Origin of the sequence: Salmonirosea aquatica (assembly GCF_009296315.1) — a bacterium.
In the GTDB taxonomy this organism is placed as follows: Bacteria; Bacteroidota; Bacteroidia; order Cytophagales; family Spirosomataceae; genus Salmonirosea; species Salmonirosea aquatica.
The window spans coordinates 3,887,923-3,913,312 of record NZ_WHLY01000002.1 but is presented as its reverse complement, the minus strand read 5'-3'; the positions used below and the strand labels follow the sequence as shown (position 1 = coordinate 3,913,312).

Annotated in this window: 24 protein-coding genes; 9 read left to right on the top strand and 15 right to left on the bottom strand. The window is 51.2% G+C overall.

The window, feature by feature from the left end; genetic code table 11:
* Positions 1-48: 48 nt before the first annotated feature.
* Positions 49-441 (bottom strand): helix-turn-helix domain-containing protein, encoded by a 393-nt coding sequence (locus tag GBK04_RS17290; RefSeq protein WP_152761784.1) that lies wholly within the window; start codon positions 439-441, stop codon positions 49-51.
* 113 nt (positions 442-554) lie between these two features.
* Positions 555-1,499 (bottom strand): hypothetical protein, encoded by a 945-nt coding sequence (locus GBK04_RS17285; protein WP_152761782.1) that lies wholly within the window; start codon positions 1,497-1,499, stop codon positions 555-557.
* 183 nt (positions 1,500-1,682) lie between these two features.
* Between GBK04_RS17285 and GBK04_RS17280 the strand changes: the two genes are divergently transcribed.
* From GBK04_RS17280 to GBK04_RS17270, 3 genes are all read left to right on the top strand, one after another.
* The gene (locus GBK04_RS17280; RefSeq protein WP_152766199.1) at positions 1,683-3,773 is read left to right on the top strand and encodes a prolyl oligopeptidase family serine peptidase; all 2,091 of its coding nucleotides are present in this window, start codon (positions 1,683-1,685) and stop codon (positions 3,771-3,773) included.
* A 46-nt stretch (positions 3,774-3,819) separates the two neighbouring features.
* Positions 3,820-4,734 (top strand): bestrophin family protein, encoded by a 915-nt coding sequence (locus GBK04_RS17275; protein WP_152761780.1) that lies wholly within the window; start codon positions 3,820-3,822, stop codon positions 4,732-4,734.
* 166 nt (positions 4,735-4,900) lie between these two features.
* Complete coding sequence (locus tag GBK04_RS17270; protein ID WP_152761778.1) at positions 4,901-6,958, top strand: M13 family metallopeptidase; 2,058 nt, start codon at positions 4,901-4,903, stop codon at positions 6,956-6,958.
* Positions 6,959-7,125: 167 nt separating this feature from the next.
* Here GBK04_RS17270 and GBK04_RS17265 read toward each other — a convergent pair whose 3' ends face one another.
* Positions 7,126-7,695 (bottom strand): DUF2911 domain-containing protein, encoded by a 570-nt coding sequence (locus GBK04_RS17265; RefSeq protein ID WP_152761776.1) that lies wholly within the window; start codon positions 7,693-7,695, stop codon positions 7,126-7,128.
* 112 nt (positions 7,696-7,807) lie between these two features.
* On the bottom strand, positions 7,808-9,055 hold the full coding sequence (locus GBK04_RS17260) for an MFS transporter (RefSeq protein WP_373331464.1): 1,248 nt from the start codon (positions 9,053-9,055) through the stop codon (positions 7,808-7,810).
* Between the two features lie 165 nt (positions 9,056-9,220).
* Between GBK04_RS17260 and GBK04_RS17255 the strand changes: the two genes are divergently transcribed.
* Together GBK04_RS17255 and GBK04_RS17250 are read left to right on the top strand one after the other, a co-directional pair.
* Positions 9,221-9,877, top strand: a complete 657-nt coding sequence (locus GBK04_RS17255; protein ID WP_152761774.1) for a DUF433 domain-containing protein — start codon at positions 9,221-9,223, stop codon at positions 9,875-9,877.
* 22 nt (positions 9,878-9,899) lie between these two features.
* Positions 9,900-10,106 (top strand): YwbE family protein, encoded by a 207-nt coding sequence (locus GBK04_RS17250; RefSeq protein WP_152761772.1) that lies wholly within the window; start codon positions 9,900-9,902, stop codon positions 10,104-10,106.
* A 28-nt stretch (positions 10,107-10,134) separates the two neighbouring features.
* Here the strand turns inward: GBK04_RS17250 and GBK04_RS17245 are convergent, their stop codons facing one another.
* Genes GBK04_RS17245 through GBK04_RS17230 form a run of 5 tightly spaced genes read right to left on the bottom strand, consistent with a single transcriptional unit; the run spans position 10,135 to position 14,737 of the window.
* Entirely contained in the window at positions 10,135-10,470 is a 336-nt protein-coding gene (locus GBK04_RS17245; protein WP_152761770.1) for a HepT-like ribonuclease domain-containing protein, read from the bottom strand.
* Positions 10,439-10,774: a nucleotidyltransferase family protein gene (locus GBK04_RS17240; protein ID WP_152761768.1), complete on the bottom strand. Its 336-nt coding sequence runs from the start codon at positions 10,772-10,774 to the stop codon at positions 10,439-10,441. Before GBK04_RS17240 ends, GBK04_RS17245 begins: the two co-directional genes overlap by 32 nt.
* Positions 10,775-10,829: 55 nt before the next feature.
* Positions 10,830-12,875: a M1 family aminopeptidase gene (locus GBK04_RS17235; RefSeq protein WP_373331068.1), complete on the bottom strand. Its 2,046-nt coding sequence runs from the start codon at positions 12,873-12,875 to the stop codon at positions 10,830-10,832.
* The gene (locus GBK04_RS30730) at positions 12,854-13,438 is read right to left on the bottom strand and encodes a gluzincin family metallopeptidase (protein WP_373331067.1); all 585 of its coding nucleotides are present in this window, start codon (positions 13,436-13,438) and stop codon (positions 12,854-12,856) included. The genes GBK04_RS17235 and GBK04_RS30730 overlap by 22 nt, the downstream gene beginning before the upstream one ends.
* Positions 13,439-13,468: 30 nt before the next feature.
* Entirely contained in the window at positions 13,469-14,737 is a 1,269-nt protein-coding gene (locus GBK04_RS17230; protein ID WP_373331066.1) for a cation:proton antiporter, read from the bottom strand.
* Between the two features lie 308 nt (positions 14,738-15,045).
* On the opposite strand from GBK04_RS17230, the gene GBK04_RS17225 reads away from it, so the two are divergent.
* The gene (locus tag GBK04_RS17225; protein WP_152761764.1) at positions 15,046-16,365 is read left to right on the top strand and encodes a DUF6600 domain-containing protein; all 1,320 of its coding nucleotides are present in this window, start codon (positions 15,046-15,048) and stop codon (positions 16,363-16,365) included.
* 102 nt (positions 16,366-16,467) lie between these two features.
* Here GBK04_RS17225 and GBK04_RS17220 read toward each other — a convergent pair whose 3' ends face one another.
* The 3 genes from GBK04_RS17220 to GBK04_RS17210 form a co-directional block, all read right to left on the bottom strand.
* Positions 16,468-17,151: an MCP four helix bundle domain-containing protein gene (locus GBK04_RS17220; RefSeq protein WP_152761762.1), complete on the bottom strand. Its 684-nt coding sequence runs from the start codon at positions 17,149-17,151 to the stop codon at positions 16,468-16,470.
* 57 nt (positions 17,152-17,208) lie between these two features.
* Complete coding sequence (locus GBK04_RS17215) at positions 17,209-17,679, bottom strand: GAF domain-containing protein (RefSeq protein WP_152761760.1); 471 nt, start codon at positions 17,677-17,679, stop codon at positions 17,209-17,211.
* 131 nt (positions 17,680-17,810) lie between these two features.
* Positions 17,811-19,094, bottom strand: coding sequence for an amidohydrolase family protein (locus GBK04_RS17210; protein WP_152761758.1), 1,284 nt, complete (start codon positions 19,092-19,094; stop codon positions 17,811-17,813).
* Positions 19,095-19,370: 276 nt separating this feature from the next.
* On the opposite strand from GBK04_RS17210, the gene GBK04_RS17205 reads away from it, so the two are divergent.
* On the top strand, positions 19,371-19,892 hold the full coding sequence (locus GBK04_RS17205) for a C40 family peptidase (protein ID WP_152761756.1): 522 nt from the start codon (positions 19,371-19,373) through the stop codon (positions 19,890-19,892).
* Between the two features lie 16 nt (positions 19,893-19,908).
* On the opposite strand, the gene GBK04_RS17200 is transcribed toward GBK04_RS17205, so the two are convergent.
* Together GBK04_RS17200 and GBK04_RS17195 are read right to left on the bottom strand one after the other, a co-directional pair.
* The gene (locus tag GBK04_RS17200) at positions 19,909-20,874 is read right to left on the bottom strand and encodes a hypothetical protein (protein ID WP_152761754.1); all 966 of its coding nucleotides are present in this window, start codon (positions 20,872-20,874) and stop codon (positions 19,909-19,911) included.
* Positions 20,875-20,905: 31 nt separating this feature from the next.
* Positions 20,906-22,468 carry a serine hydrolase gene (locus GBK04_RS17195; protein ID WP_152761752.1) on the bottom strand — a complete coding sequence of 521 codons (1,563 nt, stop codon included), beginning with the start codon at positions 22,466-22,468 and terminating at the stop codon, positions 20,906-20,908.
* A 123-nt stretch (positions 22,469-22,591) separates the two neighbouring features.
* Here GBK04_RS17195 and GBK04_RS17190 point away from each other — a divergent pair, with 123 nt between their 5' ends.
* Both GBK04_RS17190 and GBK04_RS17185 read left to right on the top strand, forming a co-directional pair.
* Positions 22,592-23,143 (top strand): hypothetical protein, encoded by a 552-nt coding sequence (locus tag GBK04_RS17190; RefSeq protein WP_152761750.1) that lies wholly within the window; start codon positions 22,592-22,594, stop codon positions 23,141-23,143.
* A 128-nt stretch (positions 23,144-23,271) separates the two neighbouring features.
* Positions 23,272-24,420, top strand: a complete 1,149-nt coding sequence (locus tag GBK04_RS17185; protein WP_152761748.1) for an alpha/beta hydrolase family protein — start codon at positions 23,272-23,274, stop codon at positions 24,418-24,420.
* Between the two features lies 1 nt (position 24,421).
* Here GBK04_RS17185 and GBK04_RS17180 read toward each other — a convergent pair whose 3' ends face one another.
* Entirely contained in the window at positions 24,422-25,273 is an 852-nt protein-coding gene (locus tag GBK04_RS17180; protein ID WP_152761747.1) for a DUF4349 domain-containing protein, read from the bottom strand.
* Positions 25,274-25,390: the final 117 nt, after the last annotated feature.

Below are 25,390 nucleotides of genomic sequence, written 5' to 3'. Positions count from 1 at the left end.
TTGCCAGGGGTAGATATGGTGAGTAGCGCAGTTTAAATGGTGAGTAGTTCAGTTTTCGGCGTACTGTTTCATCAAATATTCCTCCCGGTATTGGCTGGGGGTTTGCCCGGCAAACCGCTTGAAAAACTTGGTAAAGTTGGACGGATCGTAGGTTAGCAGCGCGGCGATAGCCGCAATCGTCATCTCGTTTTGTTCCAGGAGCGCCTTGGCCACGTCGAGGATTTTTCTTTCAAAGAAATAGCAGGGCGATTTTCCGGTAGTCAGCTTGATGGTATTGCTCAAATGCCGGGGATGGATGTTCATGATGTCTGCCACATCCCGAATTTCAAACATGCGGTCGGTTCGGTTTTCGACGATGTCCAGTAAATGTTTGTCTATTTCTTTCAGAAAATCCGCCGTGATTTCGTGTTGCCGGGCGGCTATTTTTTTAGGTAAATTCATCGCGATCTTGGGTTAAAACCAACCATTGTGGTTAGGCGCGTCCAATCAGGACCTAACTATCCTAACACGAAAATCGGCAAACGGTTTCCCTAGGTACCCTGCTCGCTCTGGGGCTACTTTTTCTTTTTTTTCTGTCCGAACAATACCACAAAATCCACGTAAGGAATGGCGATGAAACCAACACCCGAAGCCGTAGGGACCAGCAGCGCCAGATCGACCGACATTTTCTCTCCGAAAAAGCGAAGACCACCCGATAGAACGGCACCCGTGTCACTGTTCTGGCTGGGAATGACAATCCAGTTTTCGGTTACGAAGCCCAGCTTGCGCCCTACCCGCGTCATGTAGCTCAGGTTGATCACCGGGCTAGACCCTATGTCGCTGTCCGAAAAGCCCCAGCCCAATCCTACGGAGCCATTTCGTTCGGCGTCGCCGAAGGTAAGGGTACCGTACCCAATCCCGGCCAGATCGGTTCCAAACCCATTTTTGCGGCTCACACCCGTTTGAGGGTCATATTCATAGCGCCGGTTAAAGACACCGATAGCGATCACGCCGAGACTGAATGTAACGTTGGATTGGGAGGGAAAACTGATTTTGGGCGTCAGGAAAACGACCTGCCAGTCGCGGAAAGTGGGATTCAGTACAAAGCCGCCGCCCATCGTGAAGTGGTCGGTTACCCCTACCGATACAGAATTGACAAAAACATAGGCGTTCTGATAATAACCCTCCCTTCGGCTCAATGGCAGTGCCGACGGAGCAAAGAAGTAGCGGGTACTGTGGGGATTGGGAAACCAGTATTGACCATTCCGGTAAAATCCATCCATGTTCTTTTCAACACGTTCGATCTTATCCGTTGTTACGGTCATTTCGCCCAAATTATCCGTCCTGATCCGTACACCTACCGGCGATTCCGAAAGCAGCAGTCCTCGCAGCTGCGTACCATCTTTCAGAAAAATGGTAGCATTGACCGGCTTAAAGGCGGTGGAATCGGCGTCCTGAGCCTGAGCAGAATAAGAAATTGTCCCGAAGAGAAGCAGGAAGAGAAAGAGTTGTGTTTTCATAGCGTGGTTTTGTTTGATAATAAATATAGGAGCAAAATAAGAAGAATGACACTATTTCAAACAATCAGGCTAAAAGCACGCACCCTTTGTACAATTCCCGGCCATTGTTTGTCATACAAACCAAGTGTACATTTGCTCATCACTTCAAATCCTGGCAAAAAGATGGATTATAAACTACTCGGCATGACCTTATTGACCGCCACACTGCTCCATCCCGACGGATCGGCGCAGACTATGACGTACCCCACCACCAAAAAAATAGACCACGTCGATACCTACCACGGTACCCAGGTACCTGACCCGTACCGCTGGCTCGAAGATGACCGCTCGGACGAAACGGCCGCCTGGGTGAAAGCCGAGAATGAAGTGACATTCGGTTATCTGAACAAAATTCCCTTCAAGCAAAAGATCTTCGACGATCTGGAAAAAGCCTACAACTACCCCAAGTACTCGGCGCCCCGCAAGAAAGGCGAGTACTTTTATTTCTATAAAAACGACGGGTTGCAAAATCAGTCGGTACTTTATAGACAAAAAGGGCTGCAAGGTACCCCCGAAGTGGTGCTCGATCCCAACAAACTCTCGGCCGACGGTACTACGCGATTGACGGTTTTCAGCTTGTCCAAAGACGGGAACTACGCGGTGTGTGGTTTTTCGCAGGGTGGCTCCGACTGGCAGGAGTACCAGGTAATGGATATGAAAACCCTGAAAATGATGCCCGATAAGCTGGAATGGGTGAAAGTCTCGGGCGCGGCCTGGCAGGGCGACGGCTTTTATTACAGTCGCTACCCCAAGCCCGAAGGCAGTGCGCTGGCCGCCAAAAATGAAAACCATCAGGTTTTTTACCATCAGGTAGGTACCCCTCAGAGCGACGACAAGCTGATCTACGAAGACCCCGCCAATCCGCAGCGGTTTCATACCGTCAGCACCACTGAAGACGAGCAATACGCCGCCCTCTACCTCAGCGACCGGGGCAAAGGCCTGGATGGCAACGGCCTATGGGTGATGAAAAAGGGGGAGGGTACCTTCACGCCCATTAAGGAAGAAATCACGGATTTTTCCTACGGGATTGTCGAAAACGTGGACGGCGGTTTCCTGATCGAAACCAACGAAAACGCGCCCAACGGCAAAGTGATGAAGTACCTTTCCCAACCCAAAACCTGGCAACCCTTCCTATCCGAAAAGCCTGAGCCGCTGCTCAATGCAGGTACCTCCGGCGGCAAACTCTTTGCGCTCTACTCCAAGGACGTGACCACGCGAGCGTATGTGTATGACATGAACGGTAAGCTGGAAAACGAAGTGAAGCTACCGGGCTTGGGTTCGGCGGGTGGCTTTGGGGGTGAGAAGGACGACCCATTTGTGTTTTATACCTACACCTCGTTCAATTATCCGCCCACGATCTTCCGTTACGACATCGCTACGAAGAAAAGTACCGTCTTCCGCGAGCCGGAGGTGAGCTTCAAACCCACTGATTACGAAACGAAGCAGGTATTCTACCCCAGTAAGGACGGCACCAAAATTCCGGCTTTTATCGTCTACAAAAAAGGCCTGAAACGGGATGGTACCAACCCGACGATTCTGTACGGCTACGGTGGGTTCAACATCAGCCTCGATCCGTCGTTCAGCGCGACGCGCATTCCATTTCTGGATCAGGGCGGGATTTTCGTGCAGGCCAATCTGCGCGGTGGCAGCGAGTACGGGGAGGCATGGCACGAACAGGGTATGAAGCTAAACAAGCAGAATGTGTTCGACGATTTTATTGCGGCGGCGGAGTACCTTATTAAAGAAAAGTACACCTCGCCCGAGTACCTGGCCGTGCAGGGTGGTTCTAACGGCGGGCTGCTGGTGGGCGCGGTCATCAACCAGCGGCCCGAGCTATTCAAGGTAGCCCTGCCCGCTGTAGGCGTGATGGACATGCTGCGTTTCCACAAATTTACCATCGGCTGGAACTGGATCGCTGATTACGGCAGCAGCGACAACGCCGACGAGTTTGCGTACCAGTATAAGTACTCGCCGCTCCACAATATTAAAGAAGGCGGCAAGTACCCCGCCACGCTCATCACTACCGCCGACCACGACGATCGCGTGGTACCCGCGCATTCGTTCAAATACGCCGCTACCTTACAGGAAAAAGCGGGAGCGTCGTCTACCAATCCATTATTGATCCGCATCGAAACTAACTCGGGCCACGGCGCCAGCAATACCAAGAAGGCCCTGGAAACCACGGCGGATTTGTACGCTTTTATGTTTAAAAATATGGGGCTGGTGTGGAAGTGACGCAATCCGGGCAGTATTACAGAAGAATAGGAGCAACGATAATCTTATGCTAATCTCAAAAAATGTAAGGATAGGCCGGATCATATCGGGAACGGGGCGTTATGCTATGTTCGATTTATTGATTTGTGTAGTGGCGTTTTTCCTTAACGAATATGTAGTAAGCCAGTACTTTGCATTTCCGGCGGTCATCCCTACCATCCTGGGTACCGCCCTTGCCTTTTTTGTCGGTTTTAACAACAATCAGTCCTACGACCGCTGGTGGGAAGCCCGGAAGATTTGGGGTGCGATCGTGAATGACTCCCGAACCTGGGCGCGCCAGGTCATTCACTACACCACGGCCTCAGAAAGTTTGTCCGAGCAGGAACTCCTTAATTTGAGGCATACCGCGGTTAAGCGGCACATTGCCTTCCTGTATGCTTTGAAGAAAAACTTGCGGAAATCAGACGTAAAAGAACATGGCAGGTACATTTCGCCAGAAGAGTTTGCCGAAGTGGAAAAAGCCGCAAACGTTCACAATGCTATACTTTCGTACCAATCCACGTTCATAGAAGACCTGTATCAAAGGGGAGCTATCGATGGTTTCCGATTCATGGAAATGAACCGGATGATTGTTAATTTTTGCGATGAAATGGGAAAATCCGAGCGCATCGCCAACACGGTGTTTCCCACGACTTACAACTACTACACCCGTTCTTTTATCTGGATTTTCATTATCAGTACTACCATGGTAACCGCCAATGCCATCGGCTATTGGTCTATTTTGTTCGGGGCGTTGGTTGGGTATGTTTTCCTTACTACCCATTCGGTAGGTCAGGCGCTGGTCAATCCATTCGAGCCACTACCCACCGGGGTACCGCTGGATCAGATCACCCGAACCATCGAGATCAATCTGCTGCAAATGCTGGGAGAAACCGATATTCCGGAACCTGTTCAAATAATCGACGGAGACTATATCCTCTGACCAGGTGTACTCTCGGCCCTATATTCTCAATTTCGCGCGAAAAAGCATGCTGTGATCCGTTCCAACAAGCTCAGCCATAACAAACATGGGGCACAGGCCGTTTAGATTATCCAAAAACATGCTATCATTGCACTAACAACAGTTACTGTATTAACTTAATCGAATAATGACCTGTAAAACAAAAGCCTTTCTACTCCTACTTGTTGGAATTGGATTTTTATCCACGGATTCCTTTGCTCAAAAGAAAGAAGTAAAACCCCTCACGCCCGAGAAGTTCATCGATCCCGCCAACATGGATCTGTCGGCCAAGCCGGGGGACGATTTTTATACTTACGCCAGCGGCAACTGGATCAAGAACAACCCTGTGCCGGCAAAAGAAACGCGCTGGGGTAGTTTCAACGTACTCCGCGACTTCAACATCGAGGCCGTACGCGGGCTGCTGGATGACGCCGCCACCAATAAAAACGCCCCGGCCGGTTCGGTGGAACGGCGGGTGAGCGATTTTTATAAGTCGGCGATGGACAGCGCCGCCATCGAAAAGCTGGGCTACACGCCCATCAAGGCTGACCTGCAAAAACTGAATGGCATCAACAGCAAGCAAGCCGCTATCGAGCAAATTGCCAAAGCCCGTACGATGGGCATGGGCAGCCCATTCTATGGCTTCTATGTAGGTCAGGATCGGAAGAACGTGGAGGTAATGGTACCCCAATTCTCGCAGGGAGGTACCACCCTACCCGACCGCGACTATTACCTGAAAGACGACGCCCGCAGTCAGAAAATACGGGCGGGTTACCGTGATTATATCGTAAAGCTATTCACGCTCACAGGTACCCCCGAAGCGCAGGCCAAATCCAACGCCGATGCGATCATGAAGTTGGAAACCGAACTGGCCCGGGCGCAGATGCCCCGCGTGGAGATGCGTGACCCGCAGAAGACCTACAACAAACTGTCGGTAGCCGAATTTTCTAAAAGTACCCCCCATTTCGACTGGCAGAAGATCATGCCCATGATGATGGTGAAGGGCGAGGATACCGTGCTGGTGAACAATCCGAAGTTTTTTGTGAAAGCCGATTCGCTCTTCAATGCTACGTCACTGCCCGATCTGAAGACCTACCTGACTTGGAATCTACTCAAATCGTCGGCCTCCTACCTGAGTTCTGATTTTGTGGATGCCAATTTTGCCTTCAACCAGGTACTGACCGGACAAAAGATACAGACGCCCCGCTGGCAACGGATGTCGCAACTGACCGACCGCACCATTGGTGAATTGCTGGGGCAGCTTTACGTGAAAAAGTACTTTACGCCCGCCGCCAAGCAGCGCATGGACGAGTTGATCAAGAATCTGGTGAAAGCCTACGAACAGCGCATCAAAGGGCTGGAATGGATGAGCGACGAAACCAAGGAAAAGGCCCTGGCCAAGCTCCACAACTTTACGCCCAAAATCGGCTACCCCGAGAAATGGCAGACCTATGAAGGCTTCGATATCAAGCCCACGACTTTCTACGCCAATGTGAAGAACGGCGATGCGTGGGACTATAAGGATATGGTAAACAAGCTGGGTAAGCCTGTTGATAAAACGCTGTGGGGCATGACGCCACCTACCGTGAACGCCTACTACAATCCCGTGCAGAACGAGATCGTGTTCCCCGCAGGAATTTTGCAATTCCCCTTCTTTGATCCCAACGCCGACGACGCGGTGAATTACGGCGGCATTGGCGCGGTGATCGGGCACGAGATTTCGCATGGTTTCGACGACAGCGGCAGTCAGTATGACAAGGATGGGTACCTCCGCAACTGGTGGACCGAGAACGATCGTAAGAAGTTCGTAAGCCTGGCCGACCGCCTCGTGGAGCAGTATAATAATTACACGGTACTTGACACCCTGCACGTCAACGGCCGCTTGACTCTGGGCGAGAACATTGGCGACCTGGGCGGGCTCAACGCCGCCTACACGGCCTTCAAAATGACTCCACAAGGAAAATCGAACGAGAAAATCGACGGCTTCACGCCCGACCAGCGCTTCTTTCTGGCCTGGGCGCAGGTATGGCGTACCAATATCCTGCCCGAAGCCGCTGCCCAGCAGGTACTGGTCGATCCGCACTCGCCCGGCGAGTGGCGCACCATCGGTCCGCTTATCAATATGGATGCCTGGTATCAGGCCTTCAACGTGAAGCCCGGCGACAAGCTATACGTCGCGCCGGAGAAGCGGATTTATTTGTGGTAATTCTTAGCTATTGGCTAATAGGTGTTGGTCGATAGCCTTTTTTGTAAGCAATTATCCAATAAAGCAACAGTTCCGGATTTAGAGCAAAGGGCAGCGTGGGCTTTGGCCCTTGCTGCCCTTTGCTCTAAAGGAAAACTATTGGCCAACCGCTAACGGCCATAGGCTTTTTAGAACTCCATAGGTACCTCCACCATAACATTGCCCCAGGCCATGCGCATGAGTACTTCTTTGCCATCGCCTTTGGCAAACTGGATCGCAAAATTCTCGACGGGTTCAGATATCTCCTTAAGAGGTGCGTTCACGCGTAATACATCGTATTTCGGGTCATAGCTGTACGCGCCCCATTGGTCCACATCGCTACTTAGAATAACGGTAAAATCCTGTTCGTTGGCTTGGCCCAGCAGGGCGTAGGTACCTGCTTTCACCTTCTTGCCCATGATCGTGGCATCTTCGTAGAACTTAATTTCAGAAGCCTCGTTAGCCCCTACACGCCACACTTTGCCGGTCGGAACGAGATCTCCCAATGCACGGCCCTTCAAAGCCGGGCGACTGTAAATGACGCGTACCTTGGCGGTTTCGCCCTTGATTTTGTCGGGTGCAAACTTACGATCGTGCGCGTAGTCGTCGGGGTAGTAGGCCATATCCATCGGGCTTTTGTCAAGGCCCCGGAAAGTTTGGGCCTGCACACTGGCGGTCAGAAGCACACAGAAGAAAAGGAGGAGTCCAGTTGTTTTCATGGTTATTTGGGTTTGTATATACGTTTACCGAAAATGGTCTTGCAAAATAGTGTGATAAAGTGAGATTTCAGGAAAATCAATGGAAAACCTTGGTCTGTTAACAGGCAACTTCTCAGCTTAGCCTCACCCCAAACAGATCCCGCGACCGGACATAAATCCACGAAACCACTCCCACCGTGACTACCCCACCCAGCAGCACCGAAGGTACCGTACCCAATAGTTTGGCACCCACGCCCGACTCGAAGGCCCCCAGCTCGTTGGATGAGCTCACAAAAATACCGTTAACCGCCGCCACACGACCCCGCATTTCGTCGGGCGGATAGATTTGCAGGATCGTTTGCCGGATGATGACGCTGACGCTATCGCACGAACCCGTCATGAACAGGGCAAAGCACGACAGCCAGAAATATTCCGACAAAGCAAATAGAATTGTGAAGATTCCAAAGCCCGCTACAGCCACCAGCATGTTGCGCCAGGCCGTGTGGGTGGGTGGATAGTACGCCATAAAAAACATCGTGAGCAGGGCGCCCACCGAAGGTGCGGCCCGCAGCAGCCCCAGCCCCTCGGGTCCTACGTGCAGAATGTCCTCGGCAAAAACGGGGAGAATAGCCACGACGCCCCCGAACAGCACTGAAAACAAATCGAGCGAAATGGCGTAAAAGACAATGCGGGTCTTGAACACAAAGCTTAGTCCCTCGCGCAGATTCTGCCAGATGGTACCAGGGTTGGTGGCTACCGGGATGGGCTTTTTGTCAATCATGGAGATCAAAAACAGGCAAACCACGAAGCAGCCGATTACGACCAGCAGTGTGTGGGTCAAGCCGATCAGGACGTACAGAAAACCCGCAATGCCCGGTCCCATGACCGAACCCGCCTGCCAGAACGAGCTACTCCACGTAGACGAATTGTGATAAATCGCCCGGGGCACCAGAAAAGGCTTCAATGACGAGGAAGACGGCGAATAAAAGCCTTTGGCCGCCCCAATCAGAAAAAAAACTGAATAGATCAGCGCCAGGCGACCGCGCAAAGTATAGTAATCAAAAAAGCCGGGCTGGAAAATCAAATAGAGGATGAAAGAAGCCAGAATAATGATCACCAGGCTGATACGAAGCACATTACGCTTATCGTAGCGGTCAGCGACGTACCCCCCGAACAGCGACACCAATACAAAGGGTACCACCTCGGCGAGGCCGATCAGTCCCAACGATAGCGGGTCGTGGGTGAGTTTGTACAATTCATAGCCCACGATGACCTCCTGAATCAGAAATCCTACCGTAAACAGGAAACTATTAGCGATAAAATACCGGAATTCATAGTAGCGCAGCGCGGCGTAAGGATCGTTGGGGTTGGGGTAGCCAATAGGTAAATGAAGATCGGTGTTTCTTAGTTTATCCCTAAAGGCATCTACTGCCCTGCCTACAAAGGTAAAGTCAAGGAATGGGATTTTCGTGAAAACTTTCGCTGGGCCATCGCTGGCTTGGCGTCCCCTCAATCCCTATCTTTACGATTACTAAAAACCGACTGTGTGAAAGCGAACAAGAATTCCAGACGACCAAACACGACCTATTCGGTCGAAGACATCGCCATTATTCTGGACCTACCCGAGGCTCAGGTTAAACAATGGATGCGGGAGTATAAAAAGGGCCAACTGGGTACAGGTGAGTCGGAAGGCGAACCCGATCTGGCGGCTGATTTTCATACGCTCATCGAGTTCTACACCTTTTACCAGTTGCGTGCGCAGGGTGTTTGGCCTTCCAAAATTAACAATGCGCGGGAAATTTTGGCCGATATGCTACATACGAATTATCCATTCGCCACGGCCAGCATCCTTACCGATGGAAAGAGTGTGTTCTATAACGCCGAGCTGGGCGAATTGATCAAAGCGGACCAGACGCTGCAACTGACGATTCAGCAGGTTGTGGAGCCTTTCTGCAAGCGCATTGAGTTCGGCGATGACTCCCTAGCCGCCAAACTTTACCCGCAGGGTCGCGAATCGGCCATTCAGATTGACCCTACCCGGCAGTCGGGCCGACCGGTGGTAGGTGACACAGAGGTACTGTCGCAGGCGGTGTTCGAGCTTTTCCTGCACGGCAATTCAATCTCCACGGTAGCTGAGCGCTTCAACATTACCACCAAGGAAGTGGAGGACGTGATTGTTTTTTACGAAAAGCAATCGGCCTGATACCTACCCATAACCTTACCACATGACTGAACGAACAGGGACTGAACGTAAAAATATCCATCCCGGACTGGAAGTTTCCATCGTCCTGAAACAGGATCAGCGCAGTGGTACCCTGACCGAAGGCGTGGTGAAAGACATCCTGACCAAATCACCTTTCCACCCGCACGGTATCAAGGTACGGCTGGAAACGGGCGAAGTAGGTCGCGTGAAAGTCATTCATGCAGAGTGAGGTACCGGCATCAACTTGAAACGATTTATTATTCAGCCAGTCTCTGTTCGATCTCTGCTTTAAGAATAGGCAAATGTCTTTTGACAATTGTCCAAACGATTGAATCATCGATGTTGTCGTAGGAGTGAATAAGCCGGTTCCTGAAATTCACCACCTGACGCGTGTGACTGAGTTCGACACCCGAATTTTCTCTCCGAAATTGGTTTACGGCTTCTCCAATGATTCCAAGCTGTCGCTCAACGGCACTTTTGGTTTTTAAATCAATCTGATAATCAGCAAAATTGGAAATATCGCTGATAAATTCGTCGATTAACTCTATCGCAAGTAGAATGTCAGCCAGGTACTTTCTTCCCCTTTCGTTCATAAATTAATCGTTTATTCTTCTCGATACTCTGTTGGAGTATGGGGTTTTTCAGGGGTTGCTCGGTTAGTAAATCAACTTTTCGAGAAAACAGTACTTCTAAATCATCCCACAAGTTCATCAGCTTTTCGCCCTTTTCGAGAGGGGGCATGGGCTCGAGTTCAACCCATAAGTCCACATCGCTTTTCTCATGATCGAAATGATCGGTATTGATCGAGCCAAAGGAATACAGCTTGTGGACACTATATTTTTCACAGAGGCGAGTTAATTCATCAAAATGCAGCTTAATTTCGGAAGGTAGTTCCATTTTACAAAAATCATGATTCCTTATTACCTAACACAAGATACGTGTTTTTCGTCAATCAGTTTACAATCCGCTCAGCCCGGAACAGGTTATCCGCCGCCTGCAGCAGCTTGGCTTTCAGGCGTGGGTTGTAGTCGGGATGCTGCTCCAGAAAATCGCGTACGACACGTTCTGCTTCCGGAGACTGGTACGAACCCAGCGTCGCGTTCAGCCAGGCCGACGGGAAAAAGATGTCGCCCGTACGCTGAATTTCCTCGAGCAAATCCAAACTTTCCCGCAGATACCTTTGCGAGGTAGCCGCCCGCAGCGGATGGTGAAGGTACCCTAGCGCCGCCGCTACCCACGCCTCCCGGTCGCGGTTTTTTTCCTCTTTCAGCGAAGCAAAAAAAGCATCACGTACCCCTACCTCCGCCGACAGCGCAGGTACCATAAAGCGCAGTCGTTTCTGGCGGTCGGGATTTTTGATCCGGGTCAATTGCTGTTCCAGAAGATCAGGTACGGGATAATCGCGCACGGCCAAAGCCAACGCCAATGACGTGTAGTCATCCTCAGTAAGCGTGACTCCAGTAGGCGCTTTTTGATCCTTCCAGATTTCGTAAAGCTGTTCCTGAGCTGATGTTCCCAGCGCGATGTTTTGGTACAGTTTGAACACAACTTTCTTTTTATTGGCATCCGAAATCTGATGCATGGTTTCCCAGATTTTCCCTTCCAGATATTCGCTCCATTCGGCGCGCCTGGTGGGAGAGAAAAACTGCCAGTAGATCGTAGAAAGCTGGTCAGTGATCAGATCGAGGTTCAGTTCCTCCGTCTCTTTTCCCAGCATTTTTACCAGCAGGTCGGCCAGCAAAGCGGGAGTAATCCCTGACTTCTTATTCAGCATATTCTCGTACAAACTGATATAGGCCGAAGCCCGCATCAGTGGACTCGATAAATCAGGTACCTTTCTCAATAAATCCTGATCCACAGGAAATAAGCCATAGCCCTGTCCCGACGAATTGAACAAAATATTCTTCGGCATGGGGGTACCCTCGACTTCCGCCAGTACTACCGTATCGGCATTCATATTCACGGTTATTTCCTCCGTATGGTCTTCGTAAAGCAGGGCAATTTCAAAATATTGCGGCCAAACGCGCTCCGTGCCGTCTTCTCCTTCCTGGGTTATGGTGAGTTTTTTAATTTTGTCGTCCTCAATTTTAATGTTATAACTAAATTCAGGTCGTCCCGTTTCGTTTACCCACACGCGGTTCCAGGCCGCCAGGTCGGCGGGCGTATGTGGGTCCAGAATGGCGATCAGCTCGGGCCAGGTGGCATTGCCGTAAGCGTATTTTTTCAAATACTCCCGCAACCCCTCGCGCAAGGCTTCGGGACCCATAAGGCGTTCAAGCTGGCGCATCATGATGGGCGCCTTGTGGTAAATGATAGGCCCGTACATGGTACCCGCCTGATTGAGGTTTTCGAGCGGCTGACCAATGGCGTTTGGCCCTTCGGTGCGGTCCACGCCGTAAGCCGCCGGGTAGTGTGAAAGCAAGAATTCCAGTTCGAAATTACTTTCGGGCTGGGTAGCTTTGGCTACCTTATCCGCCATAAAATTGGCGAATACCTCCTTCATCCAGACGTAGTTGAACCAGCGCATCGTCACCAGATCGCCAAACCACATATGGGCCGTTTCGTGCGAGAGCAGCTTGGTGCGGCCCAACTTTTGGTTCCGGGTAGCGCCTTTGTCCAGAAACAAACTCGCCGCCTTGTACTGAATGGCCCCCGCGTGCTCCATGCCCCCGTACTGGAAATCGGGAATGGCGGCGAAATCGAACTTCTGAAAGGGGTACCTGATCTGGGTGTACTCCTCCATAAAAGCCAGCGCCTGGGCGTGCGTGTCGAAAATGGGATCGAGGCTGAGGCGGATTTTGGACGTATCCGTTTCGCGGTGATATAGGGTCATTTCCCGTCCATTTCGGGTTTGCGCTACTTGCTCAAATTTTCCGGCTACGAACGAGAAGAGGTAGGTAGGGAGCAGGTCAGTGGGCTTGAAACGGTAGGTGCGGGAATTCAGAATCTGTTTTTTTACACTATCCGGCAGCGCACTCAGGGGGGATACACTTTCCAACCTCCCCTTTCATCCAGCGGGGCATTGCTTACCGCCTTCCACTCTGCCGGAACAGTTAATTCCAGTTGAAAGGTTGCTTTCAAATCGGGTTGGTCGAAGCAGGGAAAAATCGTCCGGGCGCGGTCGGGTACGAGCAGGGTATAAAGGTACTCCTCGTTGCGGTTCAGGGACAGATTTCCGGCGATGAATTCTAACTCCACCGTGTTTTTTCCCGCTTTCAGGTAGGTAGGTGCAATCAGAATGTGCTCTTTCTCAAACACAATAGGTACCTCTGCCTGATTTACAAAAATCCGCTTGATATGATCGCGCTGTTCCTTAAAATCGAGAGAAAGTGCGGTGGAGTTTTTCTTCCAGACAAACGAGATGCTTTCCCGGGCGGCAATGTCAGCCTCCTTTTTTTCCGGAATTGTGAATTCTAGCTGGTAGGCAATGTTGGTGAGTACTTGCCGGCGGTGACGCGCCAGTTGTTCAGAAACGCCTTCTACCAGAATGACGGGTTGGGTTGGCATTTGTCGGCAGGAGGTGTAAATCAGGATCAGAAAAAGGATAGGGATTTTTTTCAAGAGAATACAGATAAGGTTATGTTTTGCAATTTACGGTTCCCCGGTAGGCAAATCAACCTCTGCGGCGGGCGCCTGCGAAAACTTTTTCCCAATCTTATCCATGCTTAAAGCCGCCGTCGATCCGTGAACCAGTAATGAGATTAACACCGTGAAAGCCGTTAGTGCCCAGATTTCTTTGGTATAGGCAAAATCCGTCTTGCTCAGGGCAAAGGAAAGATAGAAAAACGATCCGATGCCCTTGATGCCAAAAAAAGAGATGGTCCAGCGCTGCAGGCGGTGCAAATCCGTGCCGAGCAGGGCCAGGTACCCCGTCAATGGCCTGACCAACAATACGAATACAAAACCCAGCACGACCATCTGTCCCGAGAGCGCGCCCAGCACCCCGCTGACCAGGCTACCACCAAAGAGGATGAGCACGATAGCCACCAGGATACGTTCGATCTGGTCAGTAAACGAATGGAGTTGCTTATGGAACTCGTGCTTCATTTCAAAGTTACGCAGCGTGACTGCCCCGACGAACACCGCCAGGAAGCCATAGGCATGAATCATTTCGGTGAAAGCGTAAATGACCAATGTGGCCGCTAAGGCCACAAAGCCGTTGTTCATCTCGAGAATGTTCTTTTGCTCCGACTTCCGAAACAGTACATAGGCCAATCCCCGTCCCAGCAGAAACCCCACCAGCGCACCTACCACAATCCGGTACGTCAAGTCAAACAGTACCCATTCGGTTAGGCTACCCTCATTCGTGAGGCTGATCTGTGCCACCGTAATCGCCAGCCAGGTGAAAGGAAACGCCAGACCGTCGTTGAGGCCTGCCTCGGCGGTAAGGGCGAACCGAACGTCGTCACGGGTATTCTCATGGGGTGGCCCTACCTGTACGTCTGCCGCCAGCACCGGGTCGGTGGGCGCCAGCACCGCCGCCAGAAGTAACGAAGAAGCGGGGTCAAAACCCAGGTAGTACCACGCCAAAAAAGCCATGGTACCTATGCTCAGCAGCATGGTGAAGCTAATTAGCCGGAAAGGAAGGCTCCAGTTCTTGACCGAGAAGGGACGGTCGATTTTCAGGCCCGACCCCATGAGTGAAATGATCACCACCAGTTCGGTAAGGTGAACGGTGTAGGCCTGCTTGCGGATGGGATCGGGCAGCGGCAGACTGTCGCCAAAAATGTAAAGAATCGCCCCGAACAGGACATAGATCAGTGAATACGAAATTTTGATTTTCTTGGAAATCCGGGGCATCCAGGCCATGCCCAGGGAAGCCACGCCAATAATCATTAATACAATCAGATAGGTGTCCATGCAAAGCATACAAAGTAGACCTGACAATCGGTAAAGAATCGTTCCTGTTGCTTTCTGGGGCAGATTATTCAATAGTCTGAAAATTATATAAGAAGCCGATAGGGGTAAGTGCTTTGTAGACTGTCTGATAGGTAAGCGGAATATCTGAGATAGGGATTGAATCTTTTGCCGACTTATCTTGTATACTTTTCAGGCCATGTTAGCGTTTTTCTGCTAAAAGCAAATAATCATCCGCTTTTAAACCTTTTTTATTCCAGCTTGTCCAATAACCGGCATCCAGTTCCCACGCATTCAAAAATTATATAGCCATGAAAAAATCACGCTTCCTTTATCTGTTCGCCTTCTTTGCGCTGAGCTCCTGGCTGGGTAATCCTGCCTCGGCTCAGCCGGGCGTGTCGGTATCTTTCCAAACTTTTTATAACGAGCTTTCGCCCTATGGGCGATGGACTTCCCACCCGCAGTACGGTTCCATCTGGACACCCTACAATGTCGATCGTGACTTCCAGCCCTACGCTACCAACGGGCAATGGATGATGACCGAATACGGCAACACCTGGGTGTCGGACTACGACTGGGGCTGGGCACCTTTCCACTACGGACGCTGGTTCTACGACGATTACTACGGCTGGGCCTGGGTACCTGACTACGAGTGGGGCCCCGCCTGGGTCGACTGGCGCTCGGGCGGCGGGTACTATGGCTGGGCACCGCTGTGGCCCGGTGTGCGGGTTGGGGTTTCGTTCAATATCCCCTTCAATTTCTGGGTTTTTGTACCCCAGCGCTATGTCTATCGCCCCCGGGTATTTGGCTTCTGCGTGTACGGCAACCGCTACCGGAACGTATACAATCAAACCACAATCATTAACAATTACTACCGCAACGACAACCGGGTGTATGCCTACGGACCACGCCGCAGCGAAATCGAGCAGGTGACCCGAGGCAGTGTGCCGGTGTATCGCGCCGACGAGATACGCGGCAGCCGCTATGCATCGAACCGCCAAAGCAACGACGGCTCCTACCGTGCCAATGGCAACAGCGAAAGCGGGCTTTACCGCCAGGATCGCGATAATAGTACGAGTACCTCGAACCGCAGTTCGCGACAATCCGCTGAAGCGGATAACGGAGGTACCTCCAATCGTACCTACGATGCGGGCACTTCCAGCCGGAGTCGGGGTAGCTATGAAGCAGCCAGTCCATCGGCCAGTTCCAGAAGCTATGAAAGTCCCGCCTCTTCATCCAGCCGCACCTATGAATCGGGAGAGCCATCAAGCCGTGCCCGGAGCAGTACTTCGTCACCCAGCTCGAGCCCTTACAGCGCTCCCGAAACGCGGTCAAGTGTAGAAAGCTCATCAAGTCGTGGCCGGAGTAGCGCTTCATCACCGAGTTCGAGCCCTTACAGCGCACCTGAAGCACGGTCGAGTAGCTCGTCGAGCCGTTCCCGTAGCATGGAGCAGGCACCGTCCCGCAGCAGTAGCAGGGAGTACTCACAGCCGAGCCGGAGTAGCAGCAGTCCTCGGATGGAAGCTCCGGCATCCCGGAGCCGCAGTTCAGAAGCCTCGCCACGCTCCAATTCGAGCAGCAGCAGAAGTAGCAGTTCATCCTCGTCCAACCGAAGCCGAGGGCCACGCTGATGACGAAAGTCTTATAAACCCACCTAACAAATCGAATTAGCAAATAATGCAGAAACTCCGGTCAGATTGGCCGGAGTTTCTTGTATTAGGGGGTACCTTTAATTAATTCAAATGGAATGGCTCCGATTTGCTATGGATCATTTTCGAGCTTCGGATCAGACCCAGTACCATCAGTCCAATCACAATCACCATCACGATCTGGATGGTGGACAGGAATACAAATTGCAGAACATCCCGGTGAGATTTTCGTAATAACTCCTTACCCACCGACGACTGAATCTGAGTGAGCTCCCGAAGTCGGGTCATTGTTTTCTGAAACAATACATTGCCCTGGTTTGCATGCAGGGCGAGGCCCGCCGACGGGTTGCCAGCTTTTCCCAGACTCACGATTTTCTGTTCCATCCGGGCATACTCGCTATGCCGGCTCTGGAAGGCCCGAAGGCTGACCAATTCATTTTTGACCAGATACGTTTTTTTAAATTCCCCCACCAGCGAATCGATCCGCTGGTTATGGGCGTGCAGCTGGCTGCTGACATTCTCCCAAGAATTTTCTTCCCGCGCCATAAACTGCTTTTCCATTAGCAACCGCTTTTGGTACAGGCTTTCCGTCAGATAGACAATGTCGGTGGTTGGAATCAGCCGATCGGCGTAAAGGGATGAAAAGGATTTGTCGATTCCTTCGATATTGCTTCGCGAAAGCAGAACGCTCACCAATACCAACACCATGATGCAACCGAGCAGGAGCGCGGCCTTCATTTTTTGCTGAATGACAAAAGTCCATTTCATAAAAAAGAATTACTCAAACGGACTTCCGGATGCCTGCCCAGGACCGTTTTGGTGGGATTACTGACTAAGAAGGCGGCTGATTTCTTGCCCAAGCTGCATCAAAGCGCTGATTTCGGTTTCGCTGAAGTCGTACGGAACGGGTTTGGCAATACCCAGGACGCCATACAATTCACCATCCAGGAGCATCGGTGCGGCGAGCGACCCTTCTACTTTGGTTTCCTTCGCCGACGGACGGGCCACCCCCGACTCGTCGGTCTGTAGATTGCACATTTCCACAGCTTCCCGGCGTTCGGCTGCAATGCCCGCCATGCCTTTGCCAATGGGAATCTGGGACATTTTGGGCAGTAAAAATTCGGGAATGCCCTGTTGCGCCCGTAGCATTAGCAGCTGGGTTTCTTGATCTAGGGTATGGATGGTGCCCGTGGTACAATCAAAAGCAGCGATGGTATCGGTGAGAATTTGCTGCCAATCGAGCGACGCAGCATCGGAGGGCAGGGCGTCTATAATGGATTCGGTTTGGGTAGCCATAGGTAGGTAATAGATTAATGATTCTGGATGTTAATTAAACTTCACGAATATCTACAAAAGTAACGGTCATCTTCTGCTGTCCGTATAGAAAAACGGGTTTGTAGTTTCAAAGAAGCCTCTACAAACCGAACCTACGGCTTGTCTGCTACTTTTTCTCCCCCGATATACACACTTTCCATTTTTCGTACGTTCCGGATGTCGACCAGCGGATCGGCATCCAGCACCAGGAAGTCAGCCCAATGGCCGGGCGACAAGGTACCTACATCTTTTAACCCCAGGTACTCGGCCGCATTTTTGCTGGCCGACACGATGATTTGCATCGGTGTGAGTCCTGCATCGGCCATCATCGTCATTTCCAGATGCTCAAAGTACCCCATGAAACGGGTCGGGATACCACTGTCGGTCCCGAATACGATGGGTACCCCGGCGTCGCTGAGGGTTTTCAAATTCGCCATTGCGGTAGGTAGCTGCTGCTTGTAGGTTTTGGCGCTCTTGCTGTTGCGCACCTGCGCCTGTCGGGCGGGGTCGAGCAGAGGCTGGATGGTCGTTTGGTCATACGCCCGCAGGAAGAAGGGATCGGTAAAAAAATCGGCCGTATCACCGTACACGTAGGTCGAAAGCTCGCGGGTAAAGGTAGGGCAGTAAGGTACCTTTTTCTCCTGAATTGATTTTATGAAAGCGCTATCCACGGGTAGGTCGCGGACGCTGTGGGCCAGCAGGTCGGTACCCGCGTCGAGTAGCTTTTTGGCGTCGTCGAGGTAGTACATGTGGGTGGCGATTTTGTAGCCCAGCTCATGCGAACGTTTGATTACCGCGCGGTATACTTCTTTGGTCATTTTGGGCGAAGTACCCAGGTTGTCATCCACCCGGATCTTCATGAAATCTACACCCATCGCGTGATTTTTGTCAATCACCTCCAGCGCCTCAGCGGGTGTATTGCCCGTAATTACCTCTCCGGCAATGAACATGCGGGCCCGTTGAGTCGCGGTGGTATCATTCACCGCCCGGAGGGGCACAGCGGCTTCTCTATCTCCACCCAGGCTCACGACGGTCGTGATGCCATAACGCGCGTACAACGCCAGATTGTCCTTGATCGTTTGGGCCGAATAATGCCCTCCCTCGATCCCCTGCACGTCGCCAACGTGACCGTGAGCATTGATAATACCAGGAATTATGGTTTTACCGGTCACGTCGTGACGAATCGCATGGGTTGGAATCGTAACATTCTGCTGGGTACCTACCGCCACTACCTTTCCATTTTGCAAGAGCAAAACACCATCGGGAATGGGGGTACCTCCGCTCCCATCGATGATCGTGGCGCCAGTGAAGGCCTGGTAGCCATCCGCTGAGCGCTGCTGGCTTTTGCAGGCCAGGGTACATAGGAAAAACAGGGGGAGAAATCGGAGCAGATGCATAGATGAATTGGACAAAAGGTACCTGAATCTGAAGCCTTGGTTTTGCTAGTGATAAAAGCCGGTTTGCCGCATTTCTAACGCTTATTTTCCCAAAGTGATTACTACAGATACGGATGAAAAAGCCGCCCTCTGGCCCATGGATCGACCGGGCAGCGGAACGTAACGCACCAGTATAGGGTTAGGAATAAGGAACATAGCCGAAAATCCGTGCCTGGCAGGCACGCTAAATTTTCTACTTATTCGCATCCGGCCTCGGCTGGACTAAACCTGAGAATCATGAAATATATCCTTTCAATCATAGGCCTGGGGCTACTGCTGACGGTAATCCATCAGGCCCGCCAAAACTTTACGACTCTGGACCCCCAGCCCTTTGAGACCTCCTTGGTTGCTGATCGAGGAACTCATACGATGGGCCAGGAACTGGTCGAATACGCTAAGTTATTTTATGGGGTACCTTACCGCTACGGATCGAGCGATCCCGAAAAAGGTTTTGATTGCTCCGGTTTTATCAGCCACGTCTACACGCATTTTGGCATCGAGGTACCCCGCTCTTCGGTCAACTTCACCGATGTAGGTACCCCCGTCGAGGTAGACAGTGCCGCTCCCGGCGATCTGGTGCTTTTTACGGGTACCGATCCCGAAAGTGGTACCGTAGGGCATATTGGCATTGTGGTCAAAAACGATCGTGACGGCTTGGAGTTCATTCATTCTACTTCCGGCAAGCAATACTCCGTGACGGTTACGCCCTTGGAAGGGTACTATGAAACCCGCTTTGTGAAGGTAATTCGGGTGATTTAGGACAAGTTTTTCTGGCTTAATTGGTCGGAATTTTCAGGGGAAGGTGTTTTTCATGATCAAATGTTTCGTAACGGTATTTGACAGAAAAATAATCTTTGTTTTTGCGTAAAGCAGAATCAATCGCAAAGGTATTTTTACTGTACCAACTGTCCTGCTGCATGGCGGAAACCGAAACATCTAACCCGCTCTTTTCAAAAAATTTGATCACATCGCCCGTATAATGCCGCTCTTCTGTTAAGCGATTTAGCACATCATACCGATACCAAATGGTTTCGGCTCCACCGGGCACAAAACCTCCTGGACGTTTATAGTCAAACCAAGTCAAAGCTAGTTTTCCGGTCGAATCATAGGCAAAGCGCTGGGAGAAATGATACACCGTATCAGGTGGGTAGGAAGGTACCTTCGTGATGTACAACCGATAGTGACGCCCGAGACGTCGAGTGCTATTCTTTTCCCAGCGGTCAACATCTGCTACGGTTGATGAATCTATATATTCAAAACCCCTCTCTTGTTTTGTTATCATGGTATCACCTTCGGTTGTATAATCGAGATAGCGTTTATAATAGTTTTCTTTGGGGTTCTTATCGCTATAGCTGCTGCTGTAGGTATGCGATTCAACTATCACACGATCTTTGGAATCATACGTCCTGCGCAGAGTGTCAACATCAATCCAGCCAAAGGGAGAGCTGTCACTATGGTAGTACCTAATCGTCCTGGTATTTTTCTCTCCTTCATAGCGATTCAGGGTCTTCACGCTGGTGCGGCCAAAGCGAAATACTTCCAGCGGACGATCCTGGTTATCGAAAAAAGCCGTTTCGACATGCTTCTCATTCATCCATTTTGTGCGGATGTAGGCAATTTGTGAATCGGGCGTTTCTACGCGTGGAATACCGGGATCGAGAGAATAATCTTTGGAGGAATGAGACGAGCAACCTGCCAACAATGCCAGGGTACCCAAACCTACCAAAAGTCTGCTTTTCATGGTGTGTTTTTAAAATCCGTTACAAAAGCTTCTACTGCACCTTCTTCGCGTTCAATTCATAAAACCAGAAATCATCATTGGGTACATCGAACTCGATGCCCGTTACCTTTTGGTTGTTGTCGGTCGTGAACTTGACGGTGCCAAATGAAAACCACGGGCGGGGCGTTTTCCACTCCATCTTGAAGGTATCGTAATGCCAGTGCGACAGCTTGGAGTTGAGCGTAGGGCTGTGTTCAAACTCAATTTCCAGCGCGCCGTTAACTTGCTTTACCGTCATGTCGCCGTACACATCGGTATGGTAGGTACCCTCGTAAGTACTCAAGGGTAGGCTGGGTTTGGTGTTCAAAAGGCGGCTGGCTTTCCGCTCGGCGATCCGGGTATCGCTGGCGTAGTTCTGATTGGTGCGGTCCAGGTCTTTCTGCGACCAGTCGGTTTCGGGGCGACCCAGAAACGCATCGAACGTGTAGTGCGCCAAGGCGTTGATGGGTGCTTTCAGGCCGTTAGTCAATACAACTACGCCCAGTTTCTGGTCGGGCAGCATGCTCACGGAGCTGATCATGCCGTCGTAGCCGCCCGTGTGGGACACTTTCAGGTGGCCCTGATAATCGCGCAATCCCCAGCCGAGGCCGTAACCCGAAAAAGCAGTACCCAGGTCATTGGGTTTGGTGCGATCCACGCCAAAACTGTTGTGCACCGTCCAGACCATATTCCGGGTACTGGCTGTAAGTAAGGTATCCTTTCCGTTGATACCATTATTGAGGTTAAAAATCATCCATTTGGTCAGATCATCCACGCAGGAAAACAACCCGCCCGTGGACGCAATTTCCTCCCAGCTGGTGTAGGGAATAGGTACATTGACCTTATTATCGGCCAGGGCGTGAGGCGTAGCCGCATTGCCCATTTTGGCCACCTGATCGGTATTGACCACGGTACGAGTCATACCCAGCGGGTCGAGGATGCGTTCTTTCACGTTCTGGTACCACGACTTGCCCGTGACGGTTTTGATGATTTCGCCCGCCGTAATAAACATCACATTGGAGTAGCCATAGCCCGCCCGAAATTCGTAGCCGGGAGGTAGGTACCTGACCCGCCGGATGATTTCTTCGGAGGTCAAGTCAGAATTATACCAAATAATATCGCCACTGAAGGTACCCAACCCCACGCGATGACTCAGAATATCGCGGATGGTGGCGTTCTCACCGGCATAAGTGTCGTACAGGGCAAAGTAGGGCAGGTACTTGCGCACTTTGTCGTCCCAGTTAAGCTTGCCTTCCTGCACCAGCATCCCGATGAGCGCCGAAGTAAAAGCCTTGGAATTGGACGCGATGGCGTACATCGTTTTGTCGTCCACCGGCGTCGAGGTACCCTGCTTGGCAACGCCGTACCCTTTCTCAAATACGACCTTGCCGTCTTTCACGATACCCACGGACATACCGGGTACCCCCCAGGTTTTTTGGGCCTTGGCAAAGTAGGCGTCAAGTTTTTTAAAATCGACCGATACCGGCTGCTGCGCGAAAGAATGGGTCGGCAGAATACAGACAATGACAAGACAGTAAATCAGGCTTTTTAGGAAAATGGATCGAGGAGTCTGCATGAGTGTTTTTTGAATAATTGCTATGGTAGTGACAGAAAAGTAAAGATGCTGGTTTGGAAGTCAATATAAAATAAAAATCGCTGAACTGAGCGTTATGGGAGAAGCACTTATCCGCACCGGCCTATGTTCCCAAAAGTGTTCATTTTGCTCTGCGCATTCTTTATGGCTACCCCCGGGCTGGCCCAAACCCGCTACACACCCGTAATTCGGGCGTATAGTTTTGAAGCTTTTGGGGCCAGTCCGGGAGTTCAGTTTGCCCTGGAAACGCCATTTCGCTACCGAAAAAGTTCATTTTTAAATATTCACGCCGGACTTGGTCTGTATGAGCAAGCGGCAAGTGTCAGCACGGCGCAGCATGCCTATTCTCTGGGTACCGGCTTGACGTACTGTTATTTGTTGAATCGCCGAAAAACAAGCTGTGATCCCCGACCTGAACAGCATCGGTGGGAATACTACCTCGAAACCGGTCTGGCGGGTACCCTATTTCCAGACCGCTACAGGCTACCCGATCGAAATAACCGGGTAGTTACGGTCGCCGCCCAACTGTTGGCGGGGCTACGTATCCACTATGTAGGCACCCGAAAAGTTCAAACCATCAAATTAAGGTACAGCCCTTTTCTGGCATCGGGTTTTCCACCCTGGGCCGGGATTGCTTACGGAATTGGATTGTGGTAGCATGCTGGAAACAAATATTTCGAGGGTAAAATTGGCCCGGAAAGAGTATTACTGCATCTAATTGGCCTTATGGAATTACCTGATTCTCGTCCAGCGTTTGTCCTTGTTTCCTTATTCTTTTATTGACCATGAAGCGTACTTCTACCCTTATATTCCTACTCCTTGGCTTTTTCGACAACCCGCTGTTTGCCCAGGTAGAACTTTGCCAGGGCGCCTACTTTACCGAAGCGCAGGGAAAGGAGTTTTTGAAGAACAATGAGGTTAAAACCCTAGCGGAATGGAAAAGTCGGGCGGACAAAATCCGGGCCAATATCCTGGAAGGAATGGACCTGTATCCGCTACCTGCTAAACCTACTTCCAAGCCCATCGTCCACAGTCGGCGGATCATGAATGGCTATACCGTGGAAAACATCGCCTTTGAAAGTATGCCGGGCATCTTTGTAACGGGCAATCTGTATCGCCCCACCGCTAAGCTGGCCTCCTACGCGGCCATCCTGTGCCCACATGGCCACGGCACCGACCCGCGCCTGGCCGAATACACCCAGATCCGCTCGGCGATGCTGGCGCGGATGGGGGCGATCGTGCTTACGACGGATATGATCGGCTACGGTGAATCCAAGCAGAGCGAACACAAAATCCCCAAAGCACTCAAACTCCAAACCATCAACAATATGCGAGCGCTGGACTTCCTGCTGGCGCAGCCGGGCGTCGATCCCGAGCGCGTGGGTGTCACGGGCGAGTCGGGCGGGGGTACCCAAACTTTTGTGCTCACGGCCCTCGACGAGCGTGTGAAGGTAGCCGTACCCTGCGTGATGGTGTCGGCGCATTTCTTCGGGGGTTGTACCTGCGAAAGCGGGATGCCGATTCATAAGAAGGGCGAGTTCCAGACCAATAACGTCGAGATAGCGGCTCTGGCCGCGCCGCGCCCGATGCTACTCATTTCTGACGGGGGCGACTGGACAGCCAACGTACCCAACGTGGAGTTTCCGCATATCCAGAAAATATATGCGCTGTACGATCAGAAAAACCGGGTGGAGAACGCTCATTTTGCCGACGAAAAGCACGATTACGGCCCCTCCAAGCGCAAGGCCATGTACCCTTTTATGGCCCGGTACCTGAAGCTGGATTTGACCAAAGTCACCGACAAGACCGGCACCATTGACGAGAGTCTGGTGAAGGCGCTTCCCCGTTCCGACCTGGAAGTTTTCAACGCCGCGCATCCGCGTCCGGCCTCGGCTGTGATGGGCGATGCCGCCGTGATGGGACTTTTGGAATAAATTACGCTTTGGCGACTTTTCTCCGTCGGTATCGCAGCAGCAGGAAAATAAAACCTGCTATAAGCAGCCAAAACGGCCACAGGCTTACCACCGCCACCAGAAATTCCAGCAGGTTGTTCCAGCCATCGGCCAGCCCTATCCCTAACTTTCCTAAAAAACCGAGTGAAGCGGGAGGCGTTTCGTAGTAAATAATCGTCAGCGTACTGAATGCGACCCGGTCTTTGAGGTACCTCAGCCGTCCTTCGATGGATTCAATGTCGGTGCGCAGGGTACCCATCTCGCGCTCGATGGCCAGCATTTCTTCTACCTTGGTGGCTTTTTGCAGGAGTTGCTGGTAGCGGGCTTCCAGTTCTTTTTTGGTTTTAATACGGGACTCTACATCCACGTACTCGGCCGTCACATCCTCGGCGCTGATATCCTTACTGCGCAGATTATCCACCTGGGTAGAGATGACAGTAAGAAATTCTTCAAATTTATCGGCCGGGATTTGAACTGTAGTACGGTATTCAATCTGATAATTCTGATCATTACTGCTTTCCAATACAATGAAACCTTTATATTCTGCCACGGATTTGGCAATGTAGGCCTGGGTTTCTTTGGCATCTTTCGTATCAAAACGGATTGTTCCATTCTTGATGATCTTTCGTTCCGTGGGTACCTTGGTTTCAGCAGGCTGCTGTAAATCCCTATCGGCTTCCTGTTCAGGGCTAATTAGCATTTCTTGAACCTTGGGGGGTGGAATCTGCATCAAATCGACTTGCGCCATTACTTCCTGATGATCCTGCTGCTCCTGGTTGCAGGAACAACCTAGGCCGCAGAGAACTGCAATGAGTATTCGAACGGTTGTTTTCATGATTTCTGAAATGATGAAGTGAAACAAATGAGAATCCTATGAAATCCTTGACAATATACAAGAATCTTTCATATAGATTCACAAATCAGCGCAGTGGTTGAAACAGATTGAAAATAA